We start from the raw sequence: 13993 nt of genomic DNA, 5'->3' as shown, positions 1-13993 counted from the left end.
GCGCCATGGCCTCTCCGCCCGTTCTGCCTCCCGCTGTGCTGCGCGCCCTGCGCCATCTGCCCGCCCCCCTGCATCCACCGCTGACGCTGTTGATGCGTGCGGGCATGCGCTGGATGGACGAAGGGGCGCCGCAACTCGGCGCGGCGCTGGCCTTCTACACGATGTTCGCGATGGCACCGCTGCTGTTGATCGCCATCTCGGTGGCGGGCGCCGTCTTCGGTGTGGAAGCCGCGCGCGGCCAGATCGTGCACGAGATCCAGGGCGTGGTCGGCAAGGAGGCGGCCAAGAGCATCGAAGCCATGGTGGAGTCGGCCTGGCGCCACCCGGACGGGCTGCAGGCGGCGCTGATCGGCGGGCTCACGTTGCTGCTCGGCGCCACCGGGGTCTTCACCGAACTGCGCCGCGCGCTGAACCGCATCATGCATGTCGAGCCCGACACCTCGGCGCTCGGGGCGCTCGTGAAGGCGCGGCTGACCGGACTGGCTCTGGTGATGGGCTTCGGCTTTCTGGCCATTGTCTCGCTGCTGCTCAGTGCAGCCTTGCAGGCCTTCAGCGCGCTCATGCCGGGCGCGGTGGTGCTGGGCACGGTGCTGACGCTGCTCGAATTTGCCGTGTCCACGGCCGTGTTGGGCCTGGCCTTCGGCGCGCTGCTGCGCTGGGTACCTGACCGCGCACCCCGTTCCGGCGCCGTGTTTGCGGGGGCCCTGACGTGTGCCGTGATGTTCAACCTGGGCAAGTTCCTGATCGGGCTCTACCTGTCGCGCGCCAGCGTGGCCTCGAGCTACGGGGCAGCTGGGTCGTTCGTCGTGGTGATGCTGTGGGTGTACTACACCGGCCAGATCCTGCTGTTCGGCGCCGCGATCACCGCCGATGCCAGCGAGGCACGGGGGGCCAGCGCCCCCTCCCCGTCGGCCTGATTGCTCACGGGAACCGCCCCACGTACCAGGGGCGGCTTGCCGTGAGGATCAGTTCGTCGCGGCGCGCACCACGATGTTGTTGCGCACGTTCTTGACGTCCGGCACGTTGAGCGCGATCTGACCCGCACGGGCCTTTTCGTCCTGGTTCGAAGCGAAGCCCGACAGCTGCACTTCACCCTTCAGCGTCTCGACGTTGATGCGCATGGCGCTGACCTGCTTGTCCTCCGCAAACTTGGCCTTCACACGCGCCGTGATCGTGGCATCGTCCACGTACTGTCCCACCGTGCTCTGGCCGCTGGTGACGGCGCAGGCACCCAGAGAGAAGACGGAAGCGAGTGCAACGGTGGTGGCGGCGATGAATGTTTTCATGGTGAGCTCCTTGTTGATGAAAAAGGCGGCCCGATGGGGCCGGCCCACAGGAGAAGGCAAGCAGGGTGCCCATCCCCCTTGAACGTGGGGTCATCCCACCACAGCCTTGCCGCCCTCGCCAGACATCACCGCGCTCACGCGCCGCGCATCGCCGCCACGCTGGGCCAGCTTGCGCAACAGCTGCGCCGTGCCAGCCACACTGTGGTCCAGCGAGAACTGATGGACCACGCGCGCGCGCGCCCGCTGCCCCATGGCGGCGGCGCGCTCGGGCTCGCGCAACAGGCTCACCAACTGAGCTGCCATCGCGTCGTAATCGCCATCGCCCACCAGCCAGCCGCTCAGGCCGTGCTGAACCAGATCCGGCACCCCCCCCACGCGCGTGACGATCACGGGCACACCGCTGGACATGGCCTCCAGGACCGCCAGCGGCATGGCTTCGGAGCGCGACGCCGACACCACCACGTCGAGTTCGGCGTAGATGTTCGCCATGTCAGACTGCAGACCGGCAAAGTGCAGGCGATCCGTCAGGCCCAGGCGGGCCACCGTCTGCTCGAGCTCGGTGCGCAGGGGCCCCTCACCGATCAGCGCGAAGTGCACATCCGGCATGACCGCGTGCGCGGCCAGGGCCGCGCGAACGAAGACATCGGGACCCTTCTCGGCCGACAGGCGCCCGACCTGGCCCACCAGCGGCGCTTCGGGCGGCACACCCAGGGCCTGGCGCAGCGGGCCGTTGCGCACGCGACGCGGCACGAACAGCGTCGTGTCGGCCCCGTTCGGAATGAGGTGGAGCTGGGATGGGCTGACACCCAGCCCGAGCGCATGGAAGTAAGTCTGTCGGCACACCACACTGAGGTGCGTGGACGCCGTGCGGTGGACTTCGAGGTCGAGCGTGCTGAGCTGGCGGCCATGGATGGTGGTGATCACCGGCTTGCTGCACAAGCGACCGACCAGCGCCGACAGCAGGTGCGCGTTGGGCAGATGCGCGTGCAGCACATCAATGGCATGGGCCTTCACCAGGGCGCTCACGGTCTGAATGGCGCTCCAGGGCGGGTTGTCCGGCATCGGCGTCACGTACACCTCGGCGCCCAGCGAGCGCAGGTGGTCCGAGAGCTCACTCTCCCAGGGAAGCAGGACCGTGATGCCGAACTGGTCCGCTGGCAGCCGCTCGATCAACCGTGAGACATAGGTTTCCATGCCACCGACGATGGCGTTGCCCAGGACCTGAAGGACCTGGACGCGCTGAGATGCATTGGGCACGCTGGGCATGATGAGGCAGAGGTGGGTTGAGTCAGCAGCACCGAGGCATCAAGCGCAGGGGCCGGTCGAAGAGCGACGAATCCGGGTCATCGTCAGAGGGGGCCGCGGGCAGGCGGGCGGGCCAGGCGGTGTGCGAGGGGGCGGGCGGGCGGGCGGTAGGCTTGGGCAGATGAGGCCCCAGCCAGGCGGCGGCGGTGCCCCACCAGATGCGCTCGCGCGCGGCCGGCTCCAGCGCCAGCTGGTCCATCAGCGCCTCCACCCACCGGCGGCGCTCGATCAGCTCGGCGGCCGGACAAGGCAGGAAGCAGTCGCTGCCGAATTGCAGCAACTCGGGCCCCAGCACATCGAGCGCCCGGCGCAGCACTTCCAGCCGATAAGGCGGAGGCGGCCCGAACGAGATGTCGAAGCGGAAGGCCACCCGGTCGGGCGGCACGCCATTGATGAGGTCGATGACGCCCACGGCGATGGCCTCGTCCGTCCAGGGCCAGCTGAGGTGTGCCAGCGTCACCCGCAGGCCCGGGTGGGCCCGCAGTGCTTCGAAGAACGTTGGCCGGCAGAAGCGTCCCGATCGACCGTCGATGAAGATGCCGCTGTGACACAGCACCGGCATGTCGAGCCGGCAGGCCTCCGCAAAAACGGGTTGAACCACCTCGTCGTAGGGGTACCAGCCGGTGGGCACCAACTTCACGCCCGCCAGGCCATGGTCTTCGCGCGCGCGCCGCAGGTCGCTCGCCGCATCGACATCCCGTGGGTCGACCACGGCCAAACCCACCAGGCGGTCAGGGTGCGCCTGCACCAGGCGGCCGAGGTGGGCATTGGCGCGGCGCAAGGAGGCCGCATCGTCCAGGCTGTAGCCCGGGCTCAGAAAGGGCGCCAGCAGCACGCCGACGTCGATGTCGGCCGCATCCAGCGCCCGCACCACGCCATCGGCCGTTTCGTCGCCGGTACAGTGGATGTGGGCGTCGATCCGCATCGGGTGCCCGTCACACCGCCCGCGCCAGCATGGGCGGCAAGGCGGCCAGTGCCTGATCGGCCGCGCGACGGCCGGCGACGAAAGCGTGGTCCGAGTTGTAGTACGCCCACTCGCTGTAGCGCCCGGTCAGCACGATGCCGGCACTGGCCAGCCAGTCACGGATGCACTGCACATTGGCCGCGCGGGCGTGGTCGTACACGACATAGGCACACGGCATGTCGACCTGGTTGGCGGTGATCAACGTGTCGTCGTCGCGCAGCATGCCGACGCGTCGGCAATCGTCCACCACGCGGTCGATCAGAGCCTGGCCATCACAGGGCAAGGGCTTGCCCGGCGCGTAGGTGATCTCGCACGTCAGGCCGAAACCGCCCGGTGGATTGCAGTGCGGGCTGGCGTTGCCCTGCACGAAGATGCGGTGGAAGACGGTGTCTTCGGGGTAGTAGATCCAGTGCTTGTCGGTCAGCGCCTCGCGCGCCACGCCGAGGTTGACGCACCGCACCGACACATGGCGCAGCGCCTGGGCGGCCTCCCGCACGGCCTGCGGGGCTTCTTCGCCACACGCGGCCACCAGCTGCGGCAGCGGCATGGTGCTGATCAGGGTCTCGAAGCGGACCGTGCGGCCGTCGTCCAGGCGCACCGTGCGGTCGCGCGGCGACACGTGAACGACGCTGGTTCGCAGCGCGATCTCGGTGCCCTGCAGGTGTGGCAGGAAGCCATCCATCAGGGCCTGGAAGCCCCCGCGCAAGGGATAGCCGAAGCGTGCGTTGGGCCCCATCGGGGCAGGCGTGGGTTCGAGCGCGCCTTCGATCATCTGCGCCAGATCGGGCAGCGGCACGCGGCCACCCAGCCACGAGGTCTCCATCTCTTCGAGCGGCACGGCCCAGAGCTTCTCGTTGTACGGCGTGGCGAAGTGCCGTGCAATCCCCTCGCCCCACACGCGGTGGATGAACTCCTTGAAGTTGGCCGGCGGCTGGGACGCCGCGGGCGCCCCCTCCCCGGACAACGGGCCGAAGCGCGCCTCGATGGCGCCGATCAGGCACTCCTTGAGCACGGCCGGCGGCAGTCCATAGAGCGAACCCTGAAAGGGGTAGCGTGTGTACACGTTCTTGCTGTAGATCCACGCCTCGCGCTGCTGCCAGTGCAGGTTGTCGCCCAGCAGCTTGTCGTACAGCGCCAGCACCTCGGGCTCGTTGGAGAACATGATGTGGCCGGCGTAATCGAAGGTGAACCCCGCATCCTGGATGGAGCGGCACCAGCCTCCTACCGTGGCCTCGCGCTCGATCAACAGCGTGTCGCCACCCCGCGCATCGAGCCCCAGGTGGTAGGCGGCCGACAGCCCGGTGGGGCCCGCCCCGACCACGATGTGGCGGACCTGCAGCGGCGCCGTGCCCGTCGACGCGGTGGCCGCCGTCATGCCGGCCGGCCTGTCATCCGGGAACAGCCCGAGCTGGTCGGCGCGTCGACCCGGCAGGGCCGCGAGGGCCTGCTCCACCGTCTCCGCAGCCTGATCCCACGAGAAGCGCGACACCGTGGCCAGCCGGTCGGCATGGCGACGCGTGCGCCGGTCCTCGTCCTCGTTCAGCAGGCGCTCGCAGGCATCGATGAAACCCGCCGCATCGGCCGCCACCTCCACCACGTCGCCATACATCGAGACCACGTCGGCCACCGGCGTGCTGACCACCGGCTTGTCGGCGGCGAGGTACTCCAGCGTCTTGGTCGGGCTGATGAAGCGGGTCGCTTCGTTGAGTGCGAACGGCAGCAGGCAGACATCCCAGCCCGCCATGATCTGCGGAAGCAGGCCGTACGGCTGGGGCCCCAGCCAGTGGATGTTGGGCGCCTGCGGCAGGCTCGCAGGGTCGATCTTCACCACCGGGCCGACCATCACCACCTGCCAGTCCGGGCGCGACTCGGCCAGGCTGCGCAACAGGGCCGTGTGCAGCCGTTCGTCGATCACACCGACAAAGCCCAGGCGCGGCCGGGGAATGTGCTGCTGCAGCGCATCGGCCTCGGCCACCCGATCGGCATGTGACAGGGCAAACGCCGGCGCGTAATGCCGGGCATCCACCGCACTGGGCAGGCACTGCACATTCGGATGAAGGCCACGCCGCGCCTCGTACAGGCTGGGCCCGCCGGCCAGAACCAGGTCGGCGCACTTGAGCAAGGCCGCCTCGCGCTGCTGCATCTGACGCGGCGCCCCCAGAAAGGCCGAGAGCTCGTCCATGCAGTCGTACACGATGGCACGGGGTCGCAAGCCACTGGCCAGCGGCAGGGCCATGGGGGTGTAGAACCACAGCGTGGGCGCCTCTCCACCGGCGGCACGCAACTCGGCCTCCAGCAGGCGACGCAGCACCGGCAGCTGGTCATCGTGGAAGCCCGGGGCCTCCACGGGCGTGTGCGGCCGCCACACCTCGATGTGCTCGCCCACCGATGTCTTCTCCAGGCGCGCAGGGCCCTCGGCGCGCATCGGTTCCTCCACGTAGATGACACGCCGCGTGCGCGCCAGCCGCGTCAACAGGTGTTGCGGCCGCTGGTACACGAAGTGCCAGCGCAAGTGCGAGAAGACGATGAGCGTGTCCATGAGTTTGTCCTTGTGTCGTGTTCAATGGGGCCCGCGCAGGCGAACCTGCCAGCGGGCCAGCGCGCTGGCATAGGCCAGATCGAGCCGACGCGGCCAGGGCTCACTTCCTGAGCCAGTGACGCAGTGGTCCCACAGGCCGCTGTGGTGCCAGTGGTCCTCACGTTCCCAGTCGGGCCGGTCGAAGATCGGGTAGAGACACAGTCCGTGCACCGGAACGCCCTCGGCGAGCGCCAGCTGCACTTCGGTGGCCACTTCATCGAGCCACTCGGCGCGCCCCACCCCGATGTGGCTGGTTTCCGAGATCAGGATCGGCCGCCGGTAGCGACGCCATACGCCATACAGCAGGCGCGACAGCGGGCGCCGTCGCGGGTCACGCAGATGCCAGTGCAGGCGCCGCTCGGTGACGACCTCCCACTGGCCGTTGTGATAGTGGTTGACGCCGATGAGGTCGAGCGCAGCCGGGCTCCCGCCCAGCTCGGGCGCCAGCCGGCCGGCGATCATGTCCCAGGCCTGCCACTGGTAGCTCGCCACCTGGTCGGCCAGCGGCTGCAGTTCGGGCTGGTCGGCCGGTGGCACCACATGCACCACGGGCTCGACGTGCAGGAAGCGGGCACGCGGGTCGGCCTCCCGGATGGCGTCGATCGCCAGCAGCACGGCCTTCACAAGGCGGCGCTTGATGCTGAAGCCATCCGCCAGCGTGCTGCCGGCCAGACTGTCCCCGGTCGCCGCAGGAGGTCCGTACGGGTGCAGCATCCGGGTCTCGGCCAGCGCCCACGACAGAAAGCTGATTTCGTTGATCGGGGTGTAGACCGGGGGCGTGTCGCTGAACGGAGCCAGCGCCGCGGCCGCCTGGCCGGCAAACCGTGCAAATCGCTCGGGGAACCGGTCGTCCAGCAGGCTGATGTCGGGCGGGGTGCCGTAATGCATCAGGGTCCACAGCACCTGCACGCCGTGGCGCTGTGCGGCCTCGGCGATCTGCAGCGCGGGCCTCAGGTCCACCTGCCCGTCGCGCTCGCACAGCCGCCAGCCCACGCTTTCACGCACGGTGCGCAAGCCCCAGTGCGCCAGATGCCGGAAATCTTCGTCGAGATGTGCACGGTGCCCGCAGGACCGCGTCATGTCCAGCGGCACACCCTGGCTGTTGAGGTGGTCCGCTCCCTCGATGCCGCCCATCCAGAAACTGTTCAGCGGGGGCATGTCCGTGGGCGCCTCGGGCCACGGAGCCGGCAGGCCGGTCGCCATCCGGTCCGGCGTCACACGCTCAGAAGGTGAGCCAGGCAGTATCGCCGTCACGCGCGACCCCGCCGATCTTACTGACGCGTGCCGTTCGCGAGGTGGGCGCGCGGCACACGGACATCGTTCAGCGCCTCGCCCCCCGGACCCAGCTCATCCATCAGCTGTTCGCGCCGCACCAGCATGTCTTCCAGCAGCTGCGGCCAGTCCATGGTCGAGCGGGTCAGCTTGCGGAACAGCCGGCTTTCCTCTTCCTTGACGTGATGGCGCACATACTCGGCCAGCACATGAAAGGTGGCGGCGTACTTGTCATCGCCCGGCTGCATGCGCTGCAGTTGCCGGATGAGGACCCGCGTGCTGTCGTGCTCCACCTCGGCTTCGTCCACCAGCTCCGTGGCCGGCAGCACCTCGCGCACCGCCGGGTAGAACACTTCTTCCTCGAGCCGGGCGTGCAACTCCAGCTGCACGCAGGTCTGCGCCACGATGCGCGCGCAATATTCAACGTCCTCGGCCGCCCAGCGCTTCTCGAACTCGCGAAAAGCCGTCTGCGCCAGGCGGTGGTCTTCCTTGAGCATGTCGAGCACTTCGTGCCGCGCCTGCGTGCCGGTGCGGCTGGCACTGCGTGTGCGGGTGGCGGGCAAGGTCGCATGGGCGGTCATGGTGGCTCCTGGCTTTGGCACGCCGGCAGCGGTGTGCCGCTCGGTCGCACCGCTGGAGCAAACCACATACCTCCCCCGCCAATGGGGGGTACGGCGCTTGCCCCTCCGTTGCATGGAGGACCTCATGAGCGCAGACACCACCCCCCGCATTCAACCCACGCCGGAACCGGGCGGCTCCCGCGGCATGCCGCCCGGCGAGACCGTCCCGGTCCAGGGCGGCGAACGCGCGCCCCGCCTGCCGCACGAGCGCGACGAATCGAGCTCGAGCCAGGAACTGGGCGAATCACGCGATGTGATCGAACAGGCCGCACGGGACATCGAAGCTGGCATTCAGGACAGCAGCCTCGGGCCACCGATGGATGCGCTCTACCAGCGCCGGTTTCGCGGCCCGGACGGTCAGGAGGGACGGGGCCAGGACGATGCCACCGCCCCGTCCGAGCGGGACGCCCGGCATGCGTCCACCGAGCAGTCGCGTGGTACGCCACGGTCCTGAGAAGCCGCAAGCAGGCTTTACGGCAAGGACGGGCCGCGATGTGTAAATCGGACCGGAACGAGGCCGTTCCCTGGGGTCGTCCCACCTTGCCGGCAAACGGCGCGCCGGGGTGTCCGGTTCCACCTACAAGCGCTTACAAAGTGCTTCTGACCGGTTCCGAATGGCGCGCGCCGCCGGGGCCTCGAAGGGAGCGTGCGGATCGGATCCGGCCCTTTGGCAGATCTGACACGCGGGCCCTGTCAAGTTGACGCCTTCCCCGCTCCGTCCCTGCCGCACAGAGGCATGGATGTTGCGAAAACAGCGGGGTCTCAACCGACTTGACGAGAAGAGGACCCATGAACACACCCATGATGCGCGTGGAGCACCGCCAGCACCAGACGCTGACGCCCCGCCTGCAGCAGGCTGTGCGCCTGCTCCAACTGTCGTCGCTGGACTTTGCCCAGGAAATACGCGATGCGATGGGCAAGAACCCGTTCCTCGAAACGGAGGACGCGGAGCCCGGCGCGGAAGAAAACAGCACGTCAGGGAGCAGCGATGTCCCGACCGCAGTCACCACGGCGGCCAACGAACCCGTGATCGACAGCGCGCCTACCACGAGTGAAGCCGAGCCCGACGTCGAATGGGAGCGTGACAGCTGGCAGCAGAGCACCAGCCCCCGCAGTGGCAGCGGCGACGGCGAAACGAGCGTGATGGACATGGTGCCGGCCGACGTCGGCCTGCGTCAGCACCTGCACGCCCAGACCGGGCTGCGCCACCTCTCGCCCCGCGAGCGGATGCTGGTCAACTGCGTGATCGAATCACTGGACGACGACGGCTACCTCCGCTCGGCGCTGTGCGACGTGCCCTGCCTGGCCGAACTGGAACCGGAGGTCACCCAGGCCGAGCTCGACGAGGCCCTGGCCTTCGTGCAACGACTCGATCCGGCCGGCGTGGGCGCGCGCAACGTGGCCGAGTGCCTGCGACTGCAACTGCACCTCATCGAATGCCCGACCACCCGCGAGGTGGCCGCTGACATCATCGAGCACCACCTGGAGCGCCTGGCTCACCGCGACAGCATGAACCTGGCACGCGTGATGGACCGCCCCGTGCACGAGGTCGAAGCCGCCTGCAACCGCATCCGGCACATGGATCCGCGGCCCGGCTGGCGCCATGGTTCGGCCGACATCCAGTACGTCACGCCCGATGTGATCGCCCGCAAGATCAAGGGCCGGTGGACGGCCGTGCTGAACCCCGCCGTGGTGCCACGGGTGCGGCTCAACCAGGTCTATGCCGACCTGTTCCGCCGGCACCGCGACGGACAGCACTCGGAACTGGCCGCCCACCTGCAGGAAGCCCGCTGGACGGTGCGCAACGTGGAACAGCGCTTCGCCACCATCCTGTCGGTGGCCGAGGCCATTCTCGAGCGCCAGCATCACTTCCTCGAATACGGCCCGATGGCCATGAAGCCGTTGGGCCTGCGCGAGATCGCCGAAGAGGTCGGTCTGCACGAATCGACCGTGTCGCGCGTGACGAACAACAAGTACATGGCGACCCCCGCGGGCGTGTTCGAGCTCAAGTACTTTTTCTCGCGCTCCATGCCGACCCAGAGCGGCGGCACCTGTTCGGCCACCGCCATCCGGGGCTTGATCAAGGACATGATCGAGGCCGAGGACGGCGCCCATCCACTGTCCGACGCCGAGATCGCGCGGCAGCTGGCCCGGCAAGGTCTCACGGTGGCGCGGCGCACCGTCACCAAGTACCGGCAGTTGCTGAAGCTGCCGGCAGTGGAACAGCGCCGCCGCCACACCTGATCCGCAGCGACCGGGCGCGGGGGCCGCCCGTGCGGCCCCTGCAGCCGGATCACTTCGACTTGCTGCTGCCCGAGGCGCTGCCGGTGGTGCCGCTGCCCGACTCCTGGTCGATGGCGCTGCCCGACTGCCCCGACGCGCCGGTCTTGCCAGAGCCACCGCCGGTGGTGGAGGCCGAAGCGCCCGCACCGGTCGCACCCAGCAGACCCTGCGTGGTGCTGCCACCGGTGGCCGTCGAGGCCGTGCCCTGCTGCTGGCCGCCGAGTGCACCGGCGCTGCGAGCACCCGTTTCCTCACCCAGCATGCCGCCCGTCCCCGGGTTGCCCGACTGACGGCCCTGACGCCACTGGCTGAACTCGTCGGAGAAACGACGGAAGCGGTCCTGGCGCCATTGCCGGTAATCGTCGTCGAAAGTGCGGAGCTGCTCGGATCGCCACTGGTGGTAGTCCGGGTCGAACTGCTCGTCGTCGTGGCTGCCCCGGTGGCCCTGCCCCCAACTGCCCTGGCCCGACTGGCCCTGGCCCCAGTTGCTGCTCTGGCCCTGCCCAACGTGGCTGCTGCCCATGGTGTGGCTGATGCCACCCAGACCGGCCCCCTGCTGGCCCATCCCCTGGCCGTGCCAGTTGGCGCCCTGGCCCCCGCCCTGCCAACCTGGATGGCCCTGGCCGCCCTGATACGACCCTTGCGGACTGCCGCCAAACGGCGAATTGCCCTGATGCTGCACCGTCGGCCCGCCATACGGACTCTGGCTGCCCTGGCCGCCAAAGCGCGACTGTCCCTGGCTGTAGTTGCTGTGCTCCTGACCGATGCCCTGGTAGACGTGCTCACTGCCGCCGCCAATGCCGCTGCTGCCCCCGAGGCCACTGCTGCCACCGGCGCTGTGGAAGCCCATGCCGCTGCCCTGCCCCGCCTGCGAGGGCCCCGGGAAGCCGTAGTTGCTGCCACTGTCATGCGAGGCCCCGTGGCCACCGGACTGCCAGCCCGTGCTGCCACCATAGTCCCCGCCCTGACTGCCCATCTGACCGCCCATTTGGCCGCCCATCTGGCCGCCGCCATAGGCACCGCCCTGCTGCCCCATGTGCGTGTCGCGGGCGCTGTGCTGGCCGCCGCCAAAGCCCGATGCAGGGTTCTGCTGCCCGAACTGTCCTTGTCCAAACTGCCCTTGTCCGTACGGGCTCTGTCCTTGGCCGTATTGCCCCTGTCCGTATTGCCCTTGCTGCGTCTGCTGGTGTTCCGGACCCTGGTATTGCCCCTGGCCGGGGGTGTTCTGGCGCTGGTTCATCATGCGTCCTTTCGATGCGATGGTTGCTGTGTCCGAGGCCGGGTCCTGTCACGACACGGCAAACGAAGTTCGGCAAGCCCTGTTCCCGTGCGTCACCGCTTCGGTGCCCGCACACCCAGGTGCTGCAGTGCCTCACGGCAACCGCCGTCGGTGGGCTGGGCCGGGTCCACCAGAGGAATCAATGCGGCCAACGGCGCCACCGCGCTGAGCGCCGCGGCGGCCAGCACCTTCCAGCCCAACGGGTCGGGGTGCAAACCCACATCCGGATCGGCAAAGGTGCCCCCGATGTCCACCGGCGTGCGCAGCGACAGCAGGCTCATCTGCCGCGGACGGCTGTCGATGCGCAGCGCCAGCCGTTCCGTCGCCAGCGACACCGCCCCACTGGCGAGGATGGTCGCGGCAGGCGTGTCGACGACGGCGACATCGGGGCGCACGATGCCTTCGCGCGCCTTGAACTGCATGGCCGCGCAATGCATGGGCAGGACCTCGTCACCGCGCACCACCAGGCCCAGCGCCTCGGCCACGTGCAGGCTCATGGCCTCGACCAGCAACCGCGAGATGCGCCCCTCGCTGATCCACATGGCACCCTGACCCTGCAGCGACCCCAGCAGCGCGGCCGTGGAGCGCCCCGTCCCGTCCACCGTCGCCCGGCCCCCCAGGCGGCCACGCAAGGCCGGCGCGGCCAGCAACCCCTCGCCCTGGTTGGCCGACGCCTTGCGCACAGGCGCCTTGCCATCGCCCTTGCGTGCCACGGGGGACGGCGGCTCGGGCTGGTTGAGCCAGCGCGCCAGGTCGATGCCCGACCAGTCGAGATCGGCGTGCCACCGCAACGTGCTCTGCCGGCCGTCGAGTCGCACATCGCCGCTGACCCTGCCACCTGCGGCCTGCGCGAGCAGGTCATCGATGCGCAGCACCCCGCCCTGCAGGGTGAGCACGCCCTTGAGCGGCGAGAGCGGCTCGGCAAACAGCGCCCCCAGTTGCACCTCGCGCACGTCGATGCGCACTTTCGCGTCCATCGCCCGCAACGAGGGGACGTCGAACTCGCGCTGCGGCAGCACCGGCTCGCCCGGTGCGCGACGACGCTGTGCCGGCTCGGTCGGTGCACCGATGGCCGGTGCCAGGTCGGCCAGGGCCAGCAGGCGACCACCCAACTCGCCCTCCAGCAGCGGCACCGCACGCCGGCGGTCGAACTGGAACCGCCCGGCCAGTTCGCTGCGCCCGACGCTCAGCCGTTTCACATCAAGCGCCCACAGCTCGCCGTCCTTGCGCAGCTGCCCATCGAGGTTGAAGCGCGCCGTGGTGGGCAGCGTCACGCCGACGGCATCGCCCACGGCCGCGAGCGACCGGCCTTTCAGCGTCAGGCGCCCGTCCAGCTGACGCAGGCTCAGCACATCGTGGCTCACGCCCTCGAACGCCAGGGCGGCCCCGCCCGTGTCGGCCCGGATGCGCACGGGCACCGCCACGCTGGCGCGCCCCTCGGACAGCAGCGGCAGCACGCCACTGGCTTGCAGGCTGATCTCGAAGGGCTGCTTGCGGTAGCGCCCCTGCCCGTCCACCGCCAGGCCGGCCGCGCCGGCGCCTGCACGCCCGCCTTCCTGTGTGGTGGCATTCACTTTCAGGTTCAGATCGAGCACGGCATCGTCGAGTTGCAACTGGCCCTCGCGCACCACCAGGCGGTCGACCCGGGGCACGCCCTCCGACTGCGCCGTCGTCTGCTGCGGGGCCCGCCCGTCGGCGCTCATCCGCCAGTTGGCACGCCCCTCGCCATCGCGCATCAGCACGGCCTCCAGCCGTGATGCGCTCAGTTCGCTCACGCGCCATTGCGGCATCGGGTGCCCACGCCAGGCGGCCCACACGGTCGAATACGGCACCGACAACACCAGGTCGCGTGCATCGAGCATCGGCTTGCCCGTCTGCCCCGAGGGTGGCTTGAACCACGCTGGCTGGGGCACGACCACATGCCCGACCTCCAGCCGGATCCGGCCGATGAGCCGCAGTGCGAATGGGGCATCCAGCGTCACGGGCCGGCCCAGCTGCGTGCTCAAGGCTTTCGCGAGCGGCGCACGGGCCATCGGCCAGCCCAGCCACTCCAGAGCGCCCACCGCCGCCACCAGCAACAGCAACACCCCCGCCACCACGTGCCACCCTCGCCACCGCCGCAACCGGCGCTCGCGGGGGGATGACGGTGGAACGGCAGCAGCAAGGGGGGGGGTGTCGGGAGTCATCCGATGGAGGCTCAACGTTGAACAGGCCGGGGGCGACAGGCCACCAGGGCAAGCCGCATGCCGCGGTAAGCCTTACCGCGAACCCCGGTAATTTCTTCGGGCGAAAGACGCCAAAGCCGCACTCCTCGACGTTTTCCCCTGGTGGCGTCAGGGATGTCCCGAGCCGGTACGCTCCATGCTACGTCCGTGGCACCTTGTCACATTCACCACGAGACGATGC

The 13993-nt window shown here is 69.4% G+C and carries 11 protein-coding genes; 3 read left to right on the top strand and 8 right to left on the bottom strand.

Features of this window, described 5'->3' with window-relative positions:
* Positions 1–5: 5 nt before the first annotated feature.
* Positions 6–917 (top strand): YihY/virulence factor BrkB family protein, encoded by a 912-nt coding sequence (locus tag DEH84_RS03785; protein WP_109038206.1) that lies wholly within the window; start codon positions 6–8, stop codon positions 915–917.
* Positions 918–965: 48 nt separating this feature from the next.
* Here the strand turns inward: DEH84_RS03785 and DEH84_RS03780 are convergent, their stop codons facing one another.
* The 6 genes from DEH84_RS03780 to DEH84_RS03760 all read right to left on the bottom strand — a co-directional run bounded on the left by DEH84_RS03780 (position 966) and on the right by DEH84_RS03760 (position 7986).
* Positions 966–1286: a BON domain-containing protein gene (locus DEH84_RS03780; RefSeq protein ID WP_109038205.1), complete on the bottom strand. Its 321-nt coding sequence runs from the start codon at positions 1284–1286 to the stop codon at positions 966–968.
* A 90-nt stretch (positions 1287–1376) separates the two neighbouring features.
* The gene (locus DEH84_RS03775; RefSeq protein ID WP_109034898.1) at positions 1377–2552 is read right to left on the bottom strand and encodes a glycosyltransferase family 4 protein; all 1176 of its coding nucleotides are present in this window, start codon (positions 2550–2552) and stop codon (positions 1377–1379) included.
* 22 nt (positions 2553–2574) lie between these two features.
* Entirely contained in the window at positions 2575–3516 is a 942-nt protein-coding gene (locus tag DEH84_RS03770; protein ID WP_109034896.1) for an amidohydrolase family protein, read from the bottom strand.
* A gap of 10 nt (positions 3517–3526) precedes the next feature.
* Entirely contained in the window at positions 3527–6094 is a 2568-nt protein-coding gene (locus DEH84_RS03765; RefSeq protein WP_218929755.1) for an FAD-dependent oxidoreductase, read from the bottom strand.
* 21 nt (positions 6095–6115) lie between these two features.
* Positions 6116–7291, bottom strand: coding sequence for a beta-glucosidase (locus tag DEH84_RS19295; protein WP_218929754.1), 1176 nt, complete (start codon positions 7289–7291; stop codon positions 6116–6118).
* 113 nt (positions 7292–7404) lie between these two features.
* Positions 7405–7986, bottom strand: a complete 582-nt coding sequence (locus tag DEH84_RS03760; RefSeq protein WP_159098840.1) for a hemerythrin domain-containing protein — start codon at positions 7984–7986, stop codon at positions 7405–7407.
* Positions 7987–8110: 124 nt separating this feature from the next.
* Between DEH84_RS03760 and DEH84_RS03755 the strand changes: the two genes are divergently transcribed.
* Both DEH84_RS03755 and rpoN read left to right on the top strand, forming a co-directional pair.
* Positions 8111–8479 (top strand): hypothetical protein, encoded by a 369-nt coding sequence (locus DEH84_RS03755; RefSeq protein ID WP_159098839.1) that lies wholly within the window; start codon positions 8111–8113, stop codon positions 8477–8479.
* Between the two features lie 335 nt (positions 8480–8814).
* On the top strand, positions 8815–10269 hold the full coding sequence (gene rpoN / locus DEH84_RS03750; RefSeq protein ID WP_109034890.1) for an RNA polymerase factor sigma-54: 1455 nt from the start codon (positions 8815–8817) through the stop codon (positions 10267–10269).
* A 49-nt stretch (positions 10270–10318) separates the two neighbouring features.
* Here rpoN and DEH84_RS03745 read toward each other — a convergent pair whose 3' ends face one another.
* On the bottom strand, positions 10319–11551 hold the full coding sequence (locus DEH84_RS03745) for a hypothetical protein (protein WP_109034888.1): 1233 nt from the start codon (positions 11549–11551) through the stop codon (positions 10319–10321).
* An 89-nt stretch (positions 11552–11640) separates the two neighbouring features.
* Positions 11641–13674, bottom strand: coding sequence for an AsmA family protein (locus DEH84_RS03740; protein ID WP_159098838.1), 2034 nt, complete (start codon positions 13672–13674; stop codon positions 11641–11643).
* Positions 13675–13993 lie beyond the last annotated feature (319 nt).

This window comes from Aquabacterium olei (genome assembly GCF_003100395.1).
GTDB lineage: Bacteria > Pseudomonadota > Gammaproteobacteria > Burkholderiales > Burkholderiaceae_C > Aquabacterium > Aquabacterium olei.
Note: the sequence above shows the minus strand (reverse complement) of the source record. Positions and strands in the feature narration are given on the sequence as shown.